General features: G+C 73.4%; 16 protein-coding genes. 11 read left to right on the plus strand and 5 right to left on the minus strand.

The window, feature by feature from the left end; genetic code table 11:
* Nucleotides 1–66: 66 nt before the first annotated feature.
* Together ACIRPP_RS12245 and ACIRPP_RS12250 are read left to right on the plus strand one after the other, a co-directional pair.
* Nucleotides 67–885 carry a TIGR04222 domain-containing membrane protein gene (locus tag ACIRPP_RS12245; protein ID WP_403640737.1) on the plus strand — a complete coding sequence of 273 codons (819 nt, stop codon included), beginning with the start codon at nucleotides 67–69 and terminating at the stop codon, nucleotides 883–885.
* Nucleotides 886–1,005: 120 nt separating this feature from the next.
* A complete protein-coding gene (locus ACIRPP_RS12250) occupies nucleotides 1,006–2,637 on the plus strand; it encodes an alpha/beta hydrolase (RefSeq protein WP_403640740.1) in 1,632 nt (543 codons plus the stop codon).
* Here the strand turns inward: ACIRPP_RS12250 and hemQ are convergent, their stop codons facing one another.
* The gene (gene hemQ, locus ACIRPP_RS12255) at nucleotides 2,638–3,369 is read right to left on the minus strand and encodes a hydrogen peroxide-dependent heme synthase (RefSeq protein WP_403641203.1); all 732 of its coding nucleotides are present in this window, start codon (nucleotides 3,367–3,369) and stop codon (nucleotides 2,638–2,640) included.
* Nucleotides 3,370–3,374: 5 nt separating this feature from the next.
* Nucleotides 3,375–4,832, minus strand: coding sequence for a protoporphyrinogen oxidase (hemG, locus tag ACIRPP_RS12260; protein WP_403640743.1), 1,458 nt, complete (start codon nucleotides 4,830–4,832; stop codon nucleotides 3,375–3,377).
* Nucleotides 4,833–4,989: 157 nt separating this feature from the next.
* On the opposite strand from hemG, the gene ACIRPP_RS12265 reads away from it, so the two are divergent.
* Together ACIRPP_RS12265 and ACIRPP_RS12270 are read left to right on the plus strand one after the other, a co-directional pair.
* The gene (locus ACIRPP_RS12265; RefSeq protein ID WP_403640746.1) at nucleotides 4,990–6,000 is read left to right on the plus strand and encodes a DUF4349 domain-containing protein; all 1,011 of its coding nucleotides are present in this window, start codon (nucleotides 4,990–4,992) and stop codon (nucleotides 5,998–6,000) included.
* Nucleotides 6,001–6,043: 43 nt separating this feature from the next.
* Nucleotides 6,044–7,444, plus strand: a complete 1,401-nt coding sequence (locus tag ACIRPP_RS12270; RefSeq protein WP_403640749.1) for an FAD-dependent oxidoreductase — start codon at nucleotides 6,044–6,046, stop codon at nucleotides 7,442–7,444.
* Nucleotides 7,445–7,599: 155 nt separating this feature from the next.
* On the opposite strand, the gene ACIRPP_RS12275 is transcribed toward ACIRPP_RS12270, so the two are convergent.
* Nucleotides 7,600–7,950 carry a hypothetical protein gene (locus ACIRPP_RS12275; RefSeq protein ID WP_403640752.1) on the minus strand — a complete coding sequence of 117 codons (351 nt, stop codon included), beginning with the start codon at nucleotides 7,948–7,950 and terminating at the stop codon, nucleotides 7,600–7,602.
* A gap of 132 nt (nucleotides 7,951–8,082) precedes the next feature.
* On the opposite strand from ACIRPP_RS12275, the gene ACIRPP_RS12280 reads away from it, so the two are divergent.
* Entirely contained in the window at nucleotides 8,083–8,883 is an 801-nt protein-coding gene (locus ACIRPP_RS12280) for a rhomboid family intramembrane serine protease (RefSeq protein ID WP_403640755.1), read from the plus strand.
* 5 nt (nucleotides 8,884–8,888) lie between these two features.
* Here the strand turns inward: ACIRPP_RS12280 and ACIRPP_RS12285 are convergent, their stop codons facing one another.
* Nucleotides 8,889–9,350 (minus strand): nitroreductase family deazaflavin-dependent oxidoreductase, encoded by a 462-nt coding sequence (locus ACIRPP_RS12285; protein WP_403640758.1) that lies wholly within the window; start codon nucleotides 9,348–9,350, stop codon nucleotides 8,889–8,891.
* Nucleotides 9,351–9,531: 181 nt separating this feature from the next.
* On the minus strand, nucleotides 9,532–10,599 hold the full coding sequence (hemE, locus tag ACIRPP_RS12290; protein WP_403640761.1) for a uroporphyrinogen decarboxylase: 1,068 nt from the start codon (nucleotides 10,597–10,599) through the stop codon (nucleotides 9,532–9,534).
* A 255-nt stretch (nucleotides 10,600–10,854) separates the two neighbouring features.
* On the opposite strand from hemE, the gene ACIRPP_RS12295 reads away from it, so the two are divergent.
* The 6 genes from ACIRPP_RS12295 to ACIRPP_RS12320 all read left to right on the plus strand — a co-directional run bounded on the left by ACIRPP_RS12295 (nucleotide 10,855) and on the right by ACIRPP_RS12320 (nucleotide 19,044).
* Nucleotides 10,855–11,487: a DUF3000 domain-containing protein gene (locus tag ACIRPP_RS12295; RefSeq protein ID WP_403640764.1), complete on the plus strand. Its 633-nt coding sequence runs from the start codon at nucleotides 10,855–10,857 to the stop codon at nucleotides 11,485–11,487.
* A gap of 293 nt (nucleotides 11,488–11,780) precedes the next feature.
* Complete coding sequence (locus ACIRPP_RS12300) at nucleotides 11,781–12,443, plus strand: response regulator transcription factor (RefSeq protein ID WP_004923664.1); 663 nt, start codon at nucleotides 11,781–11,783, stop codon at nucleotides 12,441–12,443.
* Nucleotides 12,444–12,602: 159 nt separating this feature from the next.
* Complete coding sequence (locus ACIRPP_RS12305) at nucleotides 12,603–13,892, plus strand: HRDC domain-containing protein (RefSeq protein WP_403640769.1); 1,290 nt, start codon at nucleotides 12,603–12,605, stop codon at nucleotides 13,890–13,892.
* A 174-nt stretch (nucleotides 13,893–14,066) separates the two neighbouring features.
* Nucleotides 14,067–15,284 carry a thiolase family protein gene (locus tag ACIRPP_RS12310; protein WP_403640772.1) on the plus strand — a complete coding sequence of 406 codons (1,218 nt, stop codon included), beginning with the start codon at nucleotides 14,067–14,069 and terminating at the stop codon, nucleotides 15,282–15,284.
* Nucleotides 15,281–17,410 carry a 3-hydroxyacyl-CoA dehydrogenase NAD-binding domain-containing protein gene (locus ACIRPP_RS12315; protein ID WP_403640775.1) on the plus strand — a complete coding sequence of 710 codons (2,130 nt, stop codon included), beginning with the start codon at nucleotides 15,281–15,283 and terminating at the stop codon, nucleotides 17,408–17,410. The genes ACIRPP_RS12310 and ACIRPP_RS12315 overlap by 4 nt, the downstream gene beginning before the upstream one ends.
* A 191-nt stretch (nucleotides 17,411–17,601) precedes the next feature.
* The gene (locus ACIRPP_RS12320) at nucleotides 17,602–19,044 is read left to right on the plus strand and encodes a cellulose binding domain-containing protein (protein WP_403640778.1); all 1,443 of its coding nucleotides are present in this window, start codon (nucleotides 17,602–17,604) and stop codon (nucleotides 19,042–19,044) included.
* Nucleotides 19,045–19,058 lie beyond the last annotated feature (14 nt).

Genomic DNA, 19,058 nt, shown 5'->3' on the forward strand with positions numbered 1-19,058 from the left:
CAACACTGGGTCCGGATGGTGAACAAGGCATGGTGTTTCCGCGACCGGTTCACTTACAAACAATCCATGTTCTGGGTGCTTCTCCTGCTGCCGGCCTGGGTCGTCGCCGGTGTGACGTGCACGCGGCTGTGCCTGGCCGCGGTCCGTGCGGCGGCCGCCGACCGTGCCCGCACGGCCGGTGCGGGGGACCGCGCCCTGACGCTGTACGAGGCGGCGTTCCTGTCCGGCGGGCCGCGCCGGGTCGCCGACGTCACCCTGGTCTCCATGGCCCGCCAGCGCCGGCTGCTGCTGGCGCACACCGGGTGGGCGACCGTGGTCGACCCCTGCGGCCGGGACGAGATGGAGCGGTCGGTGATAGGGGCGATCGGGCCGGAGGGGCAGTCCCCGATAGCGCCGGTCCGGGACGCCGCGGCGACCGCGGAGCCGGTGCGCGGAATCGCCGACCGGCTGGTCGGGGCGGGGCTCGCGGTGCCCGACACGGCGGCCACCTCGATCGCCGGCGCGGTACGCCAGGTGCGGCTGGCCGTGCCGGTGGTGCTCGTCCTGGCGGTGACCGCGCTGCTGCTGCCCGTCCCGGCGGACGTCCCGCGCCACCTGGTGGCGCTGTGGTTCGCGCTGCCGCTCACCCTCACCCTGAGCTGCCTGGCCATGGCCCGGGTCGAGGTCCACCCGTACGCACGCTGGGCGTCCCCGGCCGGGCAGCGGGCGCTGGGCACGCTGCGGGCGGTCGGCGACGGCACGGGCGACGACCGCGCCTACCTCACCTCGGTCGCCGTGCACGGCGTCCGCGCGGTGGGCGAACCGGACCTGCGTGCGGCCTTCGCACACGGCGAGCACGGGCGGACGGTCTCCGGCCGGGGCGGCGGGGGCGCACGGGGGCACTGACCGCAACACCCGCGGCCGGTGCTTGCCTTCGCCGGCGGCCGGCCCAAGCATCCCTTCCGACGGACGGGTCCGCCCCGCGCGTCACGCCCGTCACCCCGTCGTGCGCCGAAGGGACACCCGATGAGACATGCCGCCGTCCATGTGGCCGCCGGGTCCTTGCTGTTCACCGCCCTGGCCGCCGCTCCGGCCGGCGGCTCCCCCGCGGCCCTGGGCGGTCCGGGCGCCGCCGAGCTGCGCGGCACCGCGGTGGCCGCCGCCCGGGCCGCCGCCGAGGGCATCACGTTCGGCAGATGTCCGGACGCCGAGGACCTGCCGGGCACCCTGCGGTGCGGCACCGTCCGGGTGCCGCTCGACTACGCGCGTCCGCACGGCGAGCAGATCGACCTCACCGTCAGCCGGATCCCCGCCACCGGCAAGGACCCCGGCGACGACCGGCAGCCGGTGCCCCGCCAGGGCGCCCTGGTGCACAACCCGGGCGGGCCGGGCGCCAACGGCCTGTACTTCCCCCTCGTCGGCATGATCCCCGAGTGGAAACGCCTCGCTGCGGCCTACGACCTGGTCGGCTACGCCCCGCGCGGCGTGGGCCCGTCGGCACCGCTGTCCTGCCGGAAGCCCGAGGACATGGTGCAGGGGCCCACCCAGGCCCCGGTGCACCCCTCGGAGGCGTACAAGCGCGAGCGGATCGCCCGGGCCCGGGCCCACGCGCGGGGCTGCGCCGAGCGGACGGGCGAGGCGCTGCGCCACTACACGTCCCTCAACAACGCCCGCGACCTGGACGTGCTGCGGGCCGCCCTCGGCGAGCGGCGGCTGACCTTCATGGGGTCGTCGTACGGCACCTACTTCGGGGCGCTGTACGCCACGCTGTTCCCCGGCCATGTGCGGCGGATGGTGTTCGACTCGGCGGTGAACCCGGACCCGGAACGGATCTGGTACCGCAACAACCTTCAGCAGTCGGCGGCGTTCGAGGACCGCTGGGCGGACTTCCGGGCGTGGGTGGCCCGGCACCACGCCGTGTACGGGCTGGGCACCACCGCCGGGGCCGTGCAGCGCAGCTACGACCGGGTGAGCGCCCGCCTCGCGGAGGAACCGGCGGGCGGCAGGGTCGGGCCGGGACAGCTGCAGGGGGCGTTCCTGCAGGCCGCGTACTACGACGACCACTGGCCGCACCGGGCGCACGCCCTGTCGGCCTACCTCGGGGGCGACCCCGAGCCGCTGATCGAGCAGGCGGAGCCGCACCCGGAGGCGGCGGCGGAGACGGAGAACGCGCGGGCCGTGTACCTCGCCGTGGAGTGCAACGACGCGCCCTGGCCCACGGACTGGGCGGTGTGGGACCGGGACAACACCCGGCTGGCCCGCACCGCGCCCTTCGAGACGTGGGACAACGTGTGGGCCAACCTGCCATGCGCCTTCTGGCAGGCGCCCCGGCAGCAGCCGCTCGACGTGCGCACCGGGCCGGGTGAACTGCCGCCGACCCTGATCCTGGCCGCCGAACGGGACGCGGCCGCCCCCTACGCCGGCGCCCTGGAGCTGCACCGCCGGCTGGCGGGCTCGGCGCTGGTGACGGAACGCGACGCGGGCACCCACGGCCTCGCGGGCGGGCCGAACGCCTGCGTCAACGGGCACGTGGAGGCGTATCTCCTGCACGGCCGGGTCCCGGGGCGGCGCGCGTCGTGCGCGCCGCGCCCGGAACCGCGCCCGAGGCCGGCGGCCGGGCGGGACGGCGGATCGCCCGCGCCACGGCCCGCCGCCTGATCAGGCGAGGGAGGCGACCAGTTCGGAGATGTCCTTGCGACGGCCCGTGTAGAACGGGATCTCCTCGCGGACGTGCAGCCGGGCCTCGGAGCCGCGCAGGTGGCGCATCAGGTCGACGATGCGGTGGAGCTCGTCGGCCTCGAAGGCGAGGATCCACTCGTAGTCGCCGAGGGCGAACGAGGCGACCGTGTTGGCGCGCACGTCGGGGTAGCCGCGGGCCATCTTGCCGTGGTCGGCGAGCATCCGGCGACGGTCCTCGTCGGGCAGCACGTACCAGTCGTAGGAGCGCACGAACGGGTAGACGCTCACGTAGTTGCGGGGCGTCTCGTCGGCGAGGAACGCCGGGATGTGCGAGCGGTTGAACTCGGCGGGGCGGTGCAGCGCCATGTTCGACCACACCGGCTCCATGGCACGGCCCAGGCGGGTGCGCCGGAACAGGCTGTACGCCTCCTGGAGCAGGTCGCTGTCCTCCGCGTGCCACCAGATCATCAGGTCGGCGTCGGCGCGCAGGCCCGAGAGGTCGTAGGTGCCGCGGATCGTGACGTCCTTGGCGGCGAGCTGGTCGAACAGCTCCTGGACCTCGTCCGCGTATCCGGCGCGGTCCTCGGGCAGCACGTCCTTCAGTTTGAAGACGGACCACAGGGTGTAGCGGATGACCTCGTTGAGGTCCCTGGCCAGCTTGCCCTTGTTCGGGATCCGGTCGGCTGCGGGGGTGGTGGCGTCGTCACTCATACTGCTCATTCTCCTGCTCCTGCGTGGAGGCTCTGCACCGGGGCGGCGGTGAGGTCCCGCACGGCGTGCGGGTCACCGAGGATCTGGTCGGCGGCGGTGTGCGCGCTCGCGATGCACGCGGGGATCCCGACGCCGTCGTAGGCCGCCCCGCACACGGCGAGGCCGGGCAGGGCGGCGAGGTGTCCGCGGACGCGCGCCACGCGCGCGTGGTGGCCGACGGGGTACTGGGGCAGGCCGTCGTCCCACCGGGTGACCCGGGTGGCCACGGGCGTGGCGTCCAGGCCGGTGGCGGCCTTCAGGTCGTGCCGGGAGACCTCGACGAGGTCGGCGTCGTCGCGGCGCAGGATCTCCGTCTCGCCGTGCCGGCCGACGGAGGTGCGCACCACGGCCACGTCGGGGTTCCCGGCGGCGATCCAGCCCCACTTCTGCGAGGCGAAGGTGGCGGCCTTGACGGTGCGGCCGTCGACCGGCGGCACCAGGAAGCCGCTCCCGTCGGGCAGGGCGGCGGCGTCGCGGCGGAAGGCGAGGGTGATCAGGGCCATGGAGGCGTACTCGACGCCCGCCAGTTCGGCGGCGGCCGCAGGTGCCTCACCGCGCAGCAGCCGGGCGGCGGCCGGCGCGGGCACCGCGACGACGACGGCGTCGGCGGTCAGCTGCTCGTCGCCGGTGACGATCCGCCAGCCCCCGCCGGGCTCGCGGCGCAGTCCGGTGACCGGCGTCCCGGTGCGGATCTCCGCGCCGCGGGACCGCAGGGACGCGGCGACGGCGAGCGGGAGGCTGCCGACCCCGCCCTCGATGCCCATGAACACCGGGTCGGTCCGGGGCGCGGCCGCGGCCCTCTCCTGGATCGCGCGGACGCCCTCGGTGAGCGAGGTGTGGGTGCGGGCCGCCTCGAACAGCTGCGGCACCGCCGCCCGCATCGAGATCCGGTAGGCGTCGCCCGCGTACACGCCGCCCAGCAGCGGCTCGACCAGCCGGTCCACGACCTCGCGGCCGAGCCGGGCGGCCACGTACGCACCGACCGCGACGTCCTCGCCGACCTCGGTGCGCGGCAGGTCCGCGTCGCGCCCGATGCGGGCCAGGCCCTCGTCGGACAGCACCCCGGCCAGGGCGGCGGCCGTGCCGGGGACGCCCATGACGTGCCCCTTGGGCATGGGGCGCAGGGCACCGCGGGTCCACAGCGAGGCGGTCGCGGTGGCCGGCGGCCGCAGCCGGCCGGCGAGGCCCACCTCGCGGGCGAGCGCCACCGCCTCGGGGCGGCGGGCCAGCATCGACTCGGCGCCGAGATCCACGCGCGCACCCGCGATCTCCCCCGGCAGCAGCTTGCCGCCGACCCGTCCGGAAGCCTCCAGCACCGTCACGCGGGCACCGCGCTCCTGGAGCCGGTGTGCGGCGGCCAGCCCGGCGATGCCCCCTCCGACGACGACCACCCGCTGCCGGGGTCCGGTACTCGTTGCGCTCATGCCTCCACCCTCTCAGACGCGGGACGCTCCCCGGCCAGGGCCATGTGGCCCTGCCGAGTCCCGACCGTGACCGCTTCGGGACCGTCCGCCGCAAACGTTTCGCGGCCCGGCGGCGTCGAAGGAACGTCGGAGATCACCACCCGGGGGGAAAACCCAGATGCGCATACACACGTCCGCACGGCCGGCCCACGTCCTGGCCGGGGTCCTGCTCGCCGCGGCCCTCGCCGTCACCGGATGCAGCGGCGGCAGCGACAGCGGGGCGACCGCTTCCGACGGAGCCGCCGGGGCGCGGGCCGACGCGGGCGCCGACGAACAGGCGGCGACCGGGGACGCGAAGCAGGGCGCGCCCGGGAGCTCCCCGGAGGCCGCGCGGTCGGCGGCCCCGCCGCGGCCCGCCGCGAGCCACGTCATCCGCACGGCGTCCCTGACGGTCCGGGTCGAGGACGTCCCGAAGGCGCTGGAGGAGGTCCGCACCACCACCGAGAACGCGGGCGGCTACATCGGCGACGAGACCACGAACCGGGACGGCGACGGCCACGAGCACACGCGCGTGGTGCTGCGCGTGCCGGTCGCCGAGTACGCCGAGGTGCTGTCCGGACTGGAGGGCACCGGCACCCTGGTGCGGCGCACCGCGAAGGCGGAGGACGTCACCGGTCAGGTGGTCGACGTGGAGAGCCGGATCAAGACCCAGCGCGCCAGCGTGGCGCGGGTGCGGGAGCTGATGGACCGGGCCACGAAGCTGAGCGACGTGGTCACCCTGGAGGGCGAGCTGAGCACCCGTCAGGCCGACCTGGAGGCCCTGCTCGCGCAGCAGGAGTCCCTGAAGGACCGCACCAGCCTGGCCACCCTCACCCTGACCCTGTCCGAGAAGCCCGTGCAGGAGGAGGCCGGCGAGGACGACGACCCCGGCTTCCTGGACGCGCTCGCGGGCGGCTGGAAGGCGTTCCTCACCCTGCTGCGCTGGATCACCGTCGGGCTGGGCGCCGTTCTGCCGTTCGCCGTGATGGCCGCGCTGCTCGCGCTGCTGTGGCGCAAGGCCGTCCGTCCGCTCCTGCGGCGCCGCCCGCGTCCCGCGCCCGCCGCCCCCGGCGTCCCGGGTCCGCTCCCGACGGCGCCGCCGGTCACCCGCCCGGGCGGCGAGCCTCAGCGGCCCGGCGACGAGGACTGAACCGGCGGCCCGGCGCGCGCTCGGGTCCCCGTAGCGTGGGGGCATGAACACGAGTCAGGGGCGCGGTGCGCGCGAACGGATGGTCGTGATCGGCGGGGACGCCGCGGGAATGTCCGCGGCGTCCCAGGCCCGCCGCTTGAAGGGCCCGGACGAGCTGGAGATCGTGGCGTTCGAACGCGGCCACTTCACCTCCTACTCGGCGTGCGGCATCCCGTACTGGGTCAGCGGTGACGTGCCGGAACGCGACCGGCTCATCGCCCGCACCGCCGACGAGCACCGCGCGCGGGACATCGGCCTGCGGATGCGCACCGAGGTCACGGAGATCGACGTCGCCGGGGGGCGCGTGCGCGCGCGGGACGTGGACTCCGGGGCGGAGTCCTGGACTTCGTACGACAAGCTGGTGATCGCGACGGGTGCCCGGCCGGTCCGTCCGGACCTGCCCGGCATCGACGCCCCCGGCGTGCACGGGGTGCAGACCCTCGACGACGGGCAGGCGCTGCTCGACACCCTGTCCCGCACACGCGGCCGCCGCGCGGTGGTGGTCGGTGCCGGATACATCGGCGTCGAGATGGCCGAGGCCATGATCAAACGGGGCTACGAGGTGACGGTCGTCAACCGCGGCCGGCAGCCCATGGCCACCCTCGACCCGGACATGGGGGAGCTGGTGGGCCGGGCCATGGAGGGCATGGGCATCACCATGGTCAACGACGCCGAGGTGACCGGGCTGCTCACCGGCGGGGACGGCTCGGTGCGGGCGGTCACCACCGGGGACGCCGAGTTCCCGGCGGACGTCGTCGTGCTGGGGATGGGCGTCCGGCCGGAGACGGGCCTCGCGCGGGCGGCGGGCCTGCCCCTGGGCGAGCACGGCGGGCTCCTCACCGACCGGTCCCTGCGGGTGCGCGGCCAGGAGAACATCTGGGCGGGCGGCGACTGTGTGGAGGTGCTCGACCTGGTCTCCGGCCAGGAACGGCACATCCCGCTGGGCACGCACGCCAACAAGCACGGCCAGATCATCGGCGCCAACGCGGGCGGCGACTACGCGACGTTCCCCGGTGTGGTGGGGACGGCGGTCAGCAAGGTCTGCGACCTGGAGATCGCGCGCACCGGTCTGCGCGAGAAGGACGCCCTGCGGGTGGGGCTGCGGTTCGAGGCGGTCACCGTCGAGTCGACCAGCCGGGCGGGCTACTACCCGGGCGCCTCCCCCATGACCGTGAAGATGCTCGCCGAGCGGCGCACCGGCCGCCTGCTCGGCGTGCAGATCGTCGGCCGCGAGGGCGCGGGCAAGCGGGTGGACACCGCGGCGGTCGCCCTGACGGCCGGGATGACGGTGGAGCAGATCACCGCCCTCGACCTCGGCTACGCCCCGCCGTTCTCCCCGACGTGGGACCCGGTGCAGGTGGCGGCCCGCAAGGCCACGTCGAAGCTGCGCGCCGCCGGCCGGTGACGACGACGCCCCGGACGCCCTGCTCCGGTCGGCCGCCGCCCCGCAGCGGCCCCACGGACCGGGGTGCGGCGGGCCGGGAGCCCGGCGGGGGCCGGTGAGGGGCGGGGCGGGGGCCGGTGACCGGCCTGATTCGGACGAGGGGCGCCCGGAGAGGCTCAGGCGGAGCCGTTGATGCGTTCGATGGCCTGCCGGGCCTGCTCCGACGGCGGCCGGGACGGCAGCGAGGACACCGAGGCCGACGACACCGGCGCCCCGGCCGTCCCGGCGGGCACGGCCGGCGGCGGCTGCTCCCCTGCAGGCTTGGCGTGCGCGGCGGCGGCCCGCGCGGAGCGCAGGCGGTGGCCGACCGCCTCGTCCAGGGTCACCGGCCGCTGCATCTGCGCGGCCAGCCGCCCCGCCTCCTGGCCGAGCCGCGCCACGTCCTCCCAGGGCAGCCGCACCACGAGCGTGAGCTCCGCCTCGCCGTCGGGCAACGCGTGCATCGCAGCCGTACCACGGTCGTTCATCGTCTGTTCCTCACGTCGGCCCCACGGCCCCTTCCCCGCGCCGCGGGCGGTTGAGGAGGGATACGCACCGCCGGACGGCGGTGTTCAGCGCCGGGCCGGATTCGCACGTCGCCGTCCGGGCACAGGTGGGATGTGGTCATCCCCGTCCATGACGTGAACCCCGCCCGGCGCACCGCGTGGGTCACCTACGCGCTGATCGCCGCCAATGTCGTCGTCTTCGTGTTCCTCACGCCCGGCGCGCTCGGCGAGGGCGGGCTGGCCCAGTTCTGCCGTCTCCAGGCGTTCCTGGACCAGTGGGCGCTCGTGCCGCGCGAGCTGATCCACCACCGGTTGCCGAACCTGGTCCCCACCGGCGACACCGGCGTGGGACCCCAGGGGCCGGGCTGCGTGATCGGCCCGCCCGGCTACACCAAGTCGCCCGAGCTGAGCGTGCTGACGTCGATGTTCCTGCACGGCGGCTGGCTGCACCTGCTGGGCAACATGCTCTTCCTGTGGATCTTCGGCAACAACGTCGAGGACCGCATGGGACACGTGCGGTACCTGCTGTTCTACGTCGTCTGCGGCTACGCGGCGTCCTATTCCTTCGCCCTGCTCTACGCGGGCTCGGACGACCCCCTGGTGGGCGCCTCGGGGGCGGTGGCGGGGGTTCTCGGCGCCTACCTGGTGCTGTATCCGAGGGCGCGCGTGTGGGTCCTCGTGCCCTTCCTGATCTTCCTGCCGCTGCGGCTGCCGGCCTGGATCGTCCTGGGGTCCTGGTTCGTCCTCCAGGCCCTCTACTCCGCCGGCCAGGGCGTCTCCGCGACCGTCACCGTCGCCTACGTGGCGCACGTCGCCGGGTTCGTCGTCGGCATGCTCCTGGCCTGGCCCCTGAAACCCGGCACGCCACCGCCCCCGGAACCCCCGGGCATCCTCTTCGGACGCCGGGCGCGCTGAGGCCGTCACTGCCCGGCGGACCGCCGCGGCTCCAGCACGACGACGGGCATCCGCCGGTCGGTCTGCTTCCGGTAGCTCAGGTACTGCGGGAAGATCACGGCCATCGCCTCCCACAGGCGGTCCCGTTCCTCCCCCTCCGCCTCCCTGGCGACCGCGTCGAAGGACTCCGCGGCCACCTGCACCCGCACCCGGGGCTCGGCCAGCGCGTTGAGGTACCAGTGGGGGTGCCGGTCGGATCCGCCGTTGGAGCCGACGACGACGTAGTTGCCCGCGTCCTCCCCGTAGATCAGCCCGGTGCGCCGCAGGACGCCGGACCGGCGTCCCCGGGTGGTGAGGAGCAGCGTCGGCTTCCCGTACCAGATGTGTCCGCGGGCACCGTCGCTCTCCACGTACCGGCGTACATGGCCGGCCACCCAGCCGGTGGGGCTGTCGAGCACCTCGCTCGGTTCGTCCCTGCGCTCGCTCATGCGTTCACTCCGTCCGTCGGACGGCACCGTACACCGGCGGGCCCACCCGGCCACGAGACCTCCTGGTTCCCGAGTCACCGTGCGCCAGGGGGAGTTGGGGGGGACGCGGACGGCACACCCCCGCGTCCGGCGCGCGCGGAGGCGCGGGAGCGGGGGCGTGCCGTGTGCCGAGCGAGAGGCCCTAGCGGGCCGTCGCCGTGTGGACGTGGTCGACCAGGCGGGTCAGGGCGTCGGGGTCGGTGTTCGGCATGACGCCGTGGCCGAGGTTGAAGATGTGGCCCTCCAGGCCCTCGGCCTGGGCGAGGACCTCGCGGGTCTTCGCCTCGACGGCCTCCCGCCCGGCGAACAGCACGGTCGGGTCGAGGTTGCCCTGGAGCGCCTTGCCGGGGCCGACGCGGCGGGCGGCCTCGTCCATCGGGACGCGCCAGTCGACGCCGACGACGTCCGCGCCGGCCTCGCCCATCGGGCCGAGGAGCTCGCCGGTGCCGACGCCGAAGTGGATGCGGGGGATGCCGTGGTGGGCGACCGCGTCGAGGACCTTCGCCGAGGCGGGCAGCACCGAGCGGCGGTAGTCGGCCGGGGCGAGCGCGCCGGCCCAGGAGTCGAACAGCTGGACGGCGGAGGCGCCGGCCGCGATCTGGACCTCCAGGAAGGCGGTCGTGATGGCGGCGAGGCGGTCGAGCAGGTCGGCCCAGAGCTCCGGGTCGCCGTACATGATCGCCTTGGCGTTCTCGTAGGTGCGGGACGGGCCGCCCTCGATGAGGTAGCTCGCCAGGGTGAACGGCGCTCCGGCGAAGCCGATCAGCGGGGTGCTGCCGAGCTCGCGGGTGAGCTGGCCGATCGCCTCGGTGACGTAGGGCACGTCCTCCGGCGTGAGGTCGCGCAGCCGGTCGAGGTCGGCGCGGGTGCGGACCGGCTGCTCGACGACCGGGCCGACGCCGGGCTTGATGTCGAGGTCGATGCCGATGGCCTTGAGCGGCACGACGATGTCGCTGAAGAAGATCGCCGCGTCGACGTGGTGGCGGCGCACCGGCTGCAGCGTGATCTCGGTGACCAGGTCGGGGCGCATGCAGGACTCGAGCATCCCGATGCCCTCGCGCACCTTGCGGTACTCGGGCAGTGAGCGCCCGGCCTGCCGCATGAACCACACCGGGGTGTGCGGCACCGGCTCACGCCGGCACGCCTTGAGGAAGGCACTGTCGTACGTCGAAGTCGGCTGGTCGCCCATCGGGCTCAGGTTGGCACTCACACCGGCAAGTCTCGCATGTCGCGGGGGACCGGCGGCCGCCGGGCGTCCCGGGTGGCGGGGGTCACGCGCCCGCCCGCTCCCCCGGTCGCCGCCCGCCCGCTCCCCCCGTTGCCGACCGGTCGCCGCCCGGTCGCTCACCATGATCCGGACAGCGTCCCGCGGGGCGGGTGTCCCTCCCTGCGCCGGGGCCCGCTTCCCCTTAATCTTCCCCGCATGGCTGCGGCTCAGGGACGACTGTCGGACGGCGCTGGCGGAATGGACGAACCGAAGGGCACCGAGGGCGACCTCGGGCAGGAGGGCGCGCTCCCCCCACCCTTCCGGTCGGCGGTGGAGGCATTGCGGAACGCGCGGCTGCGGCCGCAGATCGAGATCGACCCTACGCCCCCGCCGAAGCGGCTGGCGCCCTTCGCGTACGCGCTGGAGGCGGCGGTCGTCGACGGGGACGAGGACCTGGCCGACGGCCGGCTGGTGCTGCTGTACGACCCGGCGGGGCACGACGCCTGGCGGGGTTCCTTCCGGCTGGTGACGCTGGTGCGCGCCGACCTGGAGCCGGAGATGGCGGCGGACCCCCTGCTGCCCGAGGTGTGCTGGTCCTGGCTGACGGGGGCGCTGTCCGCGCGCGGCCTGTCGTACGGCGAGGCGAGCGGCACCGTCACGCGCGCGGGCTCGCACTACTTCGGCGGGCTGTCCGAGCGCCCGTCGGCCTCGCAGATCGAGATCCGTGCCTCGTGGACGCCCCGGGAGGGGCTGGGCGGGGTGCCGGACACGGCGACCCACCTGGTGTCGTGGTGCGACCTGCTGGCGCAGGTGGCGGGCCTGCCGCCGGCGGCGCCCGGGGACGCGTCCGTGGTGACGCTCCCGCAGCGGCGGGGTCCGCAGTCGCGCTGAGGTCCCCACGGGGCTCCCCGGCCCCCGCGTCCGGCGGTGGACCCGGCCCGGCCTGCCGCGCGTCACTTTGTCGATACGGCCACTTTCGGAAGCGTTGCGACGCCGTCCGAAACCGTTCGATCTTCGAATGATCGACAGTGTGTCCGAATTGCACGGATTGTTACTCACTGAAAAGTGATCATTTTCTAAAGGAGACCGGGTTCGATGCCGAAGACGACTGTGACCTTGAAAGCACGGTTCGTCCCGGCTTCACCCCCCACGAGCCGGCCCCGTCCCGCACCCCAGGAGGCCTGGTGTCCGTTCTCCTCGAGCAGCCCGCAAGCCTGGTCGCCTACCGCCCGAACAAGCCGACCGCCATGGTGGTCGTGGCCGACCCCCGCGTGCGTTCCACCGTCACCCGCCACCTGTGGGCGCTCGGTGTACGCGACGTGATCGAGGCCTCGTCCGTCGCGGAGGCTCGTCCCCGCATCGGCAACCCCCGCGACATCTGCGTCGCCGAAGTCCATCTGCCGGACGGTTCCGGCCTCACCCTCCTGTCCGAGACCCGCGCCGCGGGCTGGCCCAACGGGCTGGCCCTGTCCGCCGCCGACGACATCGGCGCCGTGCGCAACGCGCTGGCCGGCGGAGTGAAGGGCTACGTCGTCACCGGCACCCGCACCAACCTCGGGCTCCCCACCCGGCCCGGTGCCGCCCCCATCGGTGCCGCCGCGGCCCGTCTGCACCGCCGCCCCCCGGGTGCCCCGAGCCACCCGGGCGGCTACCGCGAGCTGTCCGGCCGTGAGGTCGAGGTGCTGCGACTGGTGGCGGAGGGCCAGTCCAACAAGGCGATCGGCGTCTCGATGGGCCTGTCCGCGCTGACCGTCAAGAGCCACCTCGCCCGCATCGCCCGCAAGCTGGGCACCGGTGACCGCGCGGGCATGGTGGCCGTGGCCCTGCGCACCGGCATCATCCACTGACCCCGGCCGTCCCCTTCCGCTCCTCCCGGTCCCGTCCCCCGCCGTTCCCCGTTCTCCCCGCCCGTCCCGACCCCCCGCCCCGACCGGATCACGACCCTGGCGCCCGCCGACGGAACGTTCCGTCGGCGGGCGCCCTCGTGGCACCGATACTCTTGACAGGTGACCGACGCCCACGACACCGCAGCAGACAGCTCACTGCGAACCACCGGAGGCGCTCCTCCGGACGACGGCAATTCTTCTGCTACGGAGGCGCCGACACCCTTGCTCGAACCACGGGAGGGCATCCCGCCCGTCGTCGCGGACCAGACCGCGCTGGCCGACGTGGTCGCCGCCTTCGCGTCCGGCAGCGGTCCGGTCGCCGTGGACGCCGAGCGCGCCTCCGGCTACCGGTACGGCCAGCGCGCCTATCTGGTCCAGCTGCGCCGCGACGGCGCCGGGACCGCGCTGATCGACCCCGTGGCCTGCCCCGACCTCTCCGGCCTGGGCGAAGGACTGACCGGCGTCGAGTGGGTGCTGCACGCCGCCACCCAGGACCTCCCCTGCCTGCGCGAGATAGGGATGCGGCCGACCGGCCTCTTCGACACCGAGCTGGCCGGGCGCCTGGCCGGCTTCCCCCGGGTCGGCCTCGGCGCGATGGTGGAGAACGTGCTCGGCTACGTCCTGGAGAAGGGCCACTCCGCCGTCGACTGGTCCACCCGGCCGCTGCCCGAGCCCTGGCTGCGCTACGCCGCCCTCGACGTGGAGCTGCTGGTCGACCTGCGCGACGCGCTGGAGAAGGAGCTGGACCGCCAGGGCAAGCTGGAGTGGGCCCGGCAGGAGTTCGACGCGATCGCCTCCGCTCCCCCGCCCGAGCCGCGCAAGGACCCCTGGCGGCGCACCTCCGGGATGCACAAGGTGCGCAGGCGCCGTCAGATGGCCGTGGTGCGCGAGCTGTGGCTGGCCCGGGACCGGATCGCCCGGCGGCGGGACGTCTCGCCCGGCAAGGTGCTCTCGGACGCGGCCATCGTGGAGGCCGCCCTCGCCCTGCCCGCCGACGCCCAGGCGCTGGGCGCGCTGAACGGCTTCGGGCAGCGCACCAGCAGACGCCAGCTGGAGCAGTGGCAGGCGGCCGTGGACCGGGCGAGGTCGCTGAGCGAGCACCAGCTGCCCCAGCCGGGCCAGCCGGTGACCGGTCCCCCGCCGCCGCGCGCCTGGGCCGAGAAGGACCCGGCCGCCGCGGCCCGCCTGTCCGCAGCGCGGGCGGGCGTGACGGCGCTGGCCGAGCGGCTGAACATGCCGCAGGAGAACCTGATCACGCCGGACACGGTGCGCCGGGTGTGCTGGGAGCCCCCGTCCGACGTGGACGCCGAGTCGGTGGCCGCCGCGCTGGCCGGCCACGGCGCCCGTCCGTGGCAGGTGGAGCTGGTGACGCCGGTGCTGGTGGACGCGCTGCGGACGAAGCAGGCGTAGGCACCGCAGGGGCCCGCCGGGGCCCCGGCCCGGTGGGCCGGGCGGGTGTGACCTTCGCCGCTTGGAGCGGCGGGACTGGGCAGCTACGTTACCCACAAGTAGCATGGGCCTGAGCGCGCGCTCAGTGCTGGCGTGCCGCAGCAGTGCCATCCCGCACCCTGGAGGAGAGCCATCGTGCCTCGTACCGTCAGGGACGTCGTCTTCGTCGACGGCGTCCGCACCCCGTTCGGCAAGGCGGGCCCGAAGGGCATCTACCACGAAACCCGTGCCGACGACCTCGTCGTGAAGGCGATCCGGGAGCTGCTGCGCCGCAACCCCGGTCTCGACCCGAAGAAGATCGACGAGGTCGCCGTCGCCGCGACCACGCAGATCGGTGACCAGGGCCTGACCATCGGCCGCACGGCCGGGATCCTGGCCGGCCTGCCCACCTCGGTCCCCGGGTACTCCATCGACCGCATGTGTGCCGGCGCCCTGACCGCCGTCACCACGGTGGCCGGTTCGGTCGCCTTCGGCGCGTACGACGTCGCCATCGCGGGCGGTGTCGAGCACATGGGCCGCCACCCGATGGGCGAGGGCGTCGACCCCAACCCGCGGTTCGTCTCCGAGAAGCTGGTCGACGAGTCCGCCCTGTTCATGGGCATGACCGCGGAGAACCTGCACGACCGCTACCCGAGCATCACCAAGCAGCGCGCCGACGAGTACGCGGTCCGCTCGCAGGAGAAGGCCGCCAAGGCGTACGCCAACGGCAAGATCCAGGCCGACCTGGTGCCGGTCTCGGTGCGCCGTACCAACGAGGAGGCCGGTGAGACCGGCTGGGGCCTGGTCACCGCCGACGAGCCGATGCGTCCGGGCACCACGCTGGAGAACCTGGCGGGCCTGAAGACGCCGTTCCGCGTGCACGGCCGGGTCACCGCGGGCAACGCGGCCGGTCTGAACGACGGCGCCACCGCCTCCCTCATCGCCTCCGAGGACTTCGCCCGCGAGCACGACCTGCCGGTGAAGATGCGCCTGGTCTCCTACGCCTTCGCGGGCGTCGAGCCGGAGGTCATGGGCTACGGCCCGATCCCGGCCACGGAGAAGGCCCTCGCCCAGGCCGGGCTGTCGATCTCCGACATCGGCCTGTTCGAGATCAACGAGGCCTTCGCCGTCCAGGTCCTCGCGTTCCTGGAGCACTACGGCATCGCCGACGACGACGCCCGCGTCAACCAGTACGGCGGCGCCATCGCCTTCGGCCACCCGCTGGCCTCCTCCGGTGTCCGGCTGATGACGCAGCTGGCCCGGCAGTTCGAGGAGCAGCCGCAGGTCCGCTACGGCCTCACCACCATGTGCGTCGGCTTCGGCATGGGCGCCACGGTCATCTGGGAGAACCCGCACTTCGAGGGGGACAAGTGAGCACCACCGCAGAGCTTCTGAAGGGTGCGGCCGAGCTGTTCCCCGGCGAGGTCGTCACCCAGGCGCACGTACGCCACTTCGACCTGCCGCTGGGCGCGGGCCGGTTCGCGCTGATCACGCTGGACAACGGTCACGACCACACCAAGCCGACCACGCTCGGCCCGCAGTCGCTGGCGAACATCGACGCCGCGATCGACCAGGTCGAGAAGGAGGCCGCGGACGGCGGCATCGTCGGCGTCGGCGTCACCGGCAAGCCGTTCATCTTCGCGGTCGGCGCCGACCTCAAGGGCGTCGAGCTGCTGAAGCGCCACGAGCACGCGCTCGCCATCGGCAAGGGCGGCCACGACGTCTTCAAGCGGCTGTCGAAGCTGGCCGTGCCGACCTTCGCGTACTACAACGGCGCCTCCATGGGCGGTGGCGTCGAGGTCGGTCTGCACTGCACCTACCGCACGGTGTCCGCGGCGCTGCCCGCGTTCTCCCTGCCCGAGGTCTTCCTCGGTCTGGTGCCGGGCTGGGGCGGCTGCACGCTGCTGCCGAACCTGATCGGCGCCGACAAGGCCGTCTCGGTGATCATCGAGAACAGCCTGAACCAGAACAAGCAGCTCAAGGGCAAGCAGGTCCACGAACTCGGCATCGCCGACGCGATCTTCGAGGGCGCGGACTTCCTGGAGCAGTCGCTGATCTGGACCGCGGCCGTCCTCAAGGGCGAGATCGCGGTCGAGCGCCCGGTGATCGACCGCGGCGAGGGCTGGGACCAGGCCGTCGCCCGGGGCCGCGCGATCGCGGACTCCAAGGTGCACGGCGCCGCCCCGGCCGCCTACCGCGCCCTGGACATCATCGCCGCCGCCAAGGACGGTCACCTGCAGAAGGGCTACGACGCCGAGGACCAGGCGCTCGCCGACCTGATCATGGGCGGCGAACTGCGGTCCGGCATCTACGCGTTCAACCTGGTGCAGAAGCGCGGCAAGCGCCCCGCCGGCGCCCCGGACAAGAGCCTGGCCCGCCCGGTCACCAAGGTCGGTGTCGTCGGCGCCGGTCTGATGGCCTCCCAGCTCGCGCTGCTGTTCCTGCGCCGCCTGGAGGTGCCGGTCGTGCTGACCGACATCGACCAGGAGCGCATCGACAAGGGCGTCGGCTACGTCCACGCCGAGATCGACAAGCTGCTCGGCAAGGGCCGGATCAACCAGGACAAGGCCAACCGCCTCAAGGCCCTGGTGACCGGTGTGCTGGACAAGGCCGAAGGCTTCGCGGACGCGGACTTCGTCATCGAGGCCGTGTTCGAGGAGATGGGCGTCAAGCAGCAGGTGTTCGCCGAGGTCGAGGCGGTCGCCCCGGCGCACGCGATCCTCGCCACCAACACCTCCTCGCTGTCCGTCTCCGAGATGGCGTCGAAGCTGAAGCACCCCGAGCGGGTCGTCGGCTTCCACTTCTTCAACCCGGTCGCGGTGCTGCCGCTGCTGGAGATCGTGCGCGGCGAGCAGACCGACGACGCCTCGCTGGCCACGGCGTTCGGTGTCGCCAAGAAGCTGAAGAAGACCGCGGTGCTCGTCAAGGACGCCCCGGCGTTCGTGGTGAACCGCATCCTGACCCGCTTCATGGGCGAGATCCAGAACGTCATCGACGAGGGCACCCCGGTCGAGGTCGCCGAGAAGGCCGTCGAGCCGCTCGGTCTGCCGATGTCCCCGCTGGTGCTGCTGGAGCTGGTCGGGCCGGCGATCGGTCTGCACGTCTCCGAGACGCTCAACCGGGCCTTCCCGGAGCGCTTCACTGTCTCCCCGAACCTCAAGCGGGTCGTCGAGGCCGGCAAGCGCGGCTTCTACGTCTACGACAGCGGCAAGCCGGAGCTGGACCCGGAGGTCGCCGCGCTGCTGAAGCAGGGGGACACCGTCCTCACCGAGGAGCAGGTGCGGGCGCGGGTGCTGGACGCGGTGGCGCAGGAGATCGGGCTCATGCTCGACGAGGGCGTCGTCGCCGAGGCGCAGGACATCGACCTGTGCCTGATCACGGGCGCCGGCTGGCCGTTCCACCTGGGCGGCATCACGCCGTACCTGGACCGCGAGGGCGTCTCCGAGCGGGTCAACGGCAAGCGGTTCCTCGCCCCGGGCGTCGCGAGCGTCCCGGCGTAGCGACGGGCCTCTGAGCCGTCCCACACGAAGGGGGCGGGCGCACGGTAACGATCCGTGCGACCCGCCCCCTTTCGTCACACGCGTACCGATAGGATCTCCACACGATCCGACCACTTGTTTGCACTGCTCTCGCCCCCCGGCACTCCGCCGGGCCCGCGGGAGCGTGTTGTTGTTCTGTCTGAGGAGGTGCCGTGGCGACGACCCGCCGCCGCCCACCCCGCCGCCGGGTTTGGCCGAAGATACGGCTGCTGCTGATCGTGGCCGTGCTCGGCGCCGGCGCCACGGCGCTCTATCCCGTCTGGAAGGCCGCGAACCCGGACCCGCCGGACCTGCTCGTGCGCTACCGCACGGACACCCCTGCCACCGCCGCCGTGGCCAAGCCGTCGCTGGAGGTCTTCAACAAGACCGACAAGCCGGTGCCGTTGAGCGACATCACGCTCCGGTACTACTTCACCGCCGACGACTCCGCCTCGTACGCCTTCAACTGCGTCAACACGGTCCACGGCTGCTCCAACCTGGCCGGGCGCGTGGTGGAGATGGACAAGCCCACCGACACCGCCGACCGCTATCTGGAGCTGCGCTTCACCGAGGCCGCCGGGACGCTGAAGGCCGGGGACAACAGCAAGGGCATCGACGTCCAGCTGTTCCGCACCGACCACAAGAAGCTGAAGCAGTCCGACGACCGCTCCTTCGACGCGGAGAAGACCAGCTACCAGGAGTCGGAGACGATCACCGCCTACCACAAGGGCGTGCTCGCCTGGGGCGAGGAACCGGACGGGACCAAGCCGCAGGACGCCAACAAGAAGAAGGCGACGGTGAACGCCGGCCACGAACCGCTGCCGGCCGCGCCGGAGGGCGTGCTGTTCGACACCTTCGACTACCTCGGCGCCAAGGATCCGGCCCTGTTCAAGCACGGCTGGCTGGTCCGCACCAGCAAGGGCGGCCCCGGCATCGAGAGCACCTGGTCGGCCGACGGCGTCACCTTCCCCGGCGACGAGGAGGCCCTGGAGGGCGGTCAGGTCCTCCAGTTGCGCGCCAGCACCGACGGCACCGAGGCGGGCACCAAGCAGGCCAGCCTGGGGACGGCCGCGAGCAAGTTCCGTGAGGGCACGTACGCGGCCCGCATGCGCTTCAGCGACAAGCCGACCACCGGCGAGGCGGGCGACCACGTCAACCAGACCTTCTACACCATCGGCGGCAAAGGCTCGAAGTACAGCGAACTGGACAACGAGTACATGCCGAACGGCGGCTGGGGCCGTCCCGGTCCCAAGCTGGACACCGTGACCTGGTACGACCACAAGACCAACGACCGGGTCTACGAGACGACCAACAAGAGCCTCGACGAGTGGCACACCGTGATGATCCGGGTGAAGGACGGCGTCGTCGCGTACTGGCTCGACGGCAAGAAGCTCTTCACCAGCAGCGGGAAGTACGCCCCCCGCTCGGACATGTCGGTGAACTTCAACCACTGGTTCATCGACCTGCCGTTCAAGGGCGAACGGGCCTGGGACATGAAGGTCGACTGGCTCTACTACAACGCGAACGAAACCCTGTCCGCCGAGGAGGTCCAGACCCAGGTCGAGGACTTCACCGGCAGGGGGATGAACTACTTCGACACGGTCCGGGGGTCCTGAGTGGGAAAGAGGAG

It is taken from the genome of Streptomyces sp. NPDC101219 (assembly GCF_044767675.1).
Taxonomy (GTDB): domain Bacteria; phylum Actinomycetota; class Actinomycetes; order Streptomycetales; family Streptomycetaceae; genus Streptomyces.

Coding starts and splice junctions, on each gene's coding strand:
- ACIRPP_RS12245 (WP_403640737.1), top strand. CDS start 67: ATGTTCTGGGTGCTTCTCCTGCTGCCGGCCTGGGTCGTCGCCGGTGTG.
- ACIRPP_RS12250 (WP_403640740.1), top strand. CDS start 1,006: ATGAGACATGCCGCCGTCCATGTGGCCGCCGGGTCCTTGCTGTTCACC.
- hemQ (WP_403641203.1), bottom strand. CDS start 3,369: ATGAGTGACGACGCCACCACCCCCGCAGCCGACCGGATCCCGAACAAG.
- hemG (WP_403640743.1), bottom strand. CDS start 4,832: ATGAGCGCAACGAGTACCGGACCCCGGCAGCGGGTGGTCGTCGTCGGA.
- ACIRPP_RS12265 (WP_403640746.1), top strand. CDS start 4,990: ATGCGCATACACACGTCCGCACGGCCGGCCCACGTCCTGGCCGGGGTC.
- ACIRPP_RS12270 (WP_403640749.1), top strand. CDS start 6,044: ATGAACACGAGTCAGGGGCGCGGTGCGCGCGAACGGATGGTCGTGATC.
- ACIRPP_RS12275 (WP_403640752.1), bottom strand. CDS start 7,950: ATGAACGACCGTGGTACGGCTGCGATGCACGCGTTGCCCGACGGCGAG.
- ACIRPP_RS12285 (WP_403640758.1), bottom strand. CDS start 9,350: ATGAGCGAGCGCAGGGACGAACCGAGCGAGGTGCTCGACAGCCCCACC.
- ACIRPP_RS12295 (WP_403640764.1), top strand. CDS start 10,855: ATGGACGAACCGAAGGGCACCGAGGGCGACCTCGGGCAGGAGGGCGCG.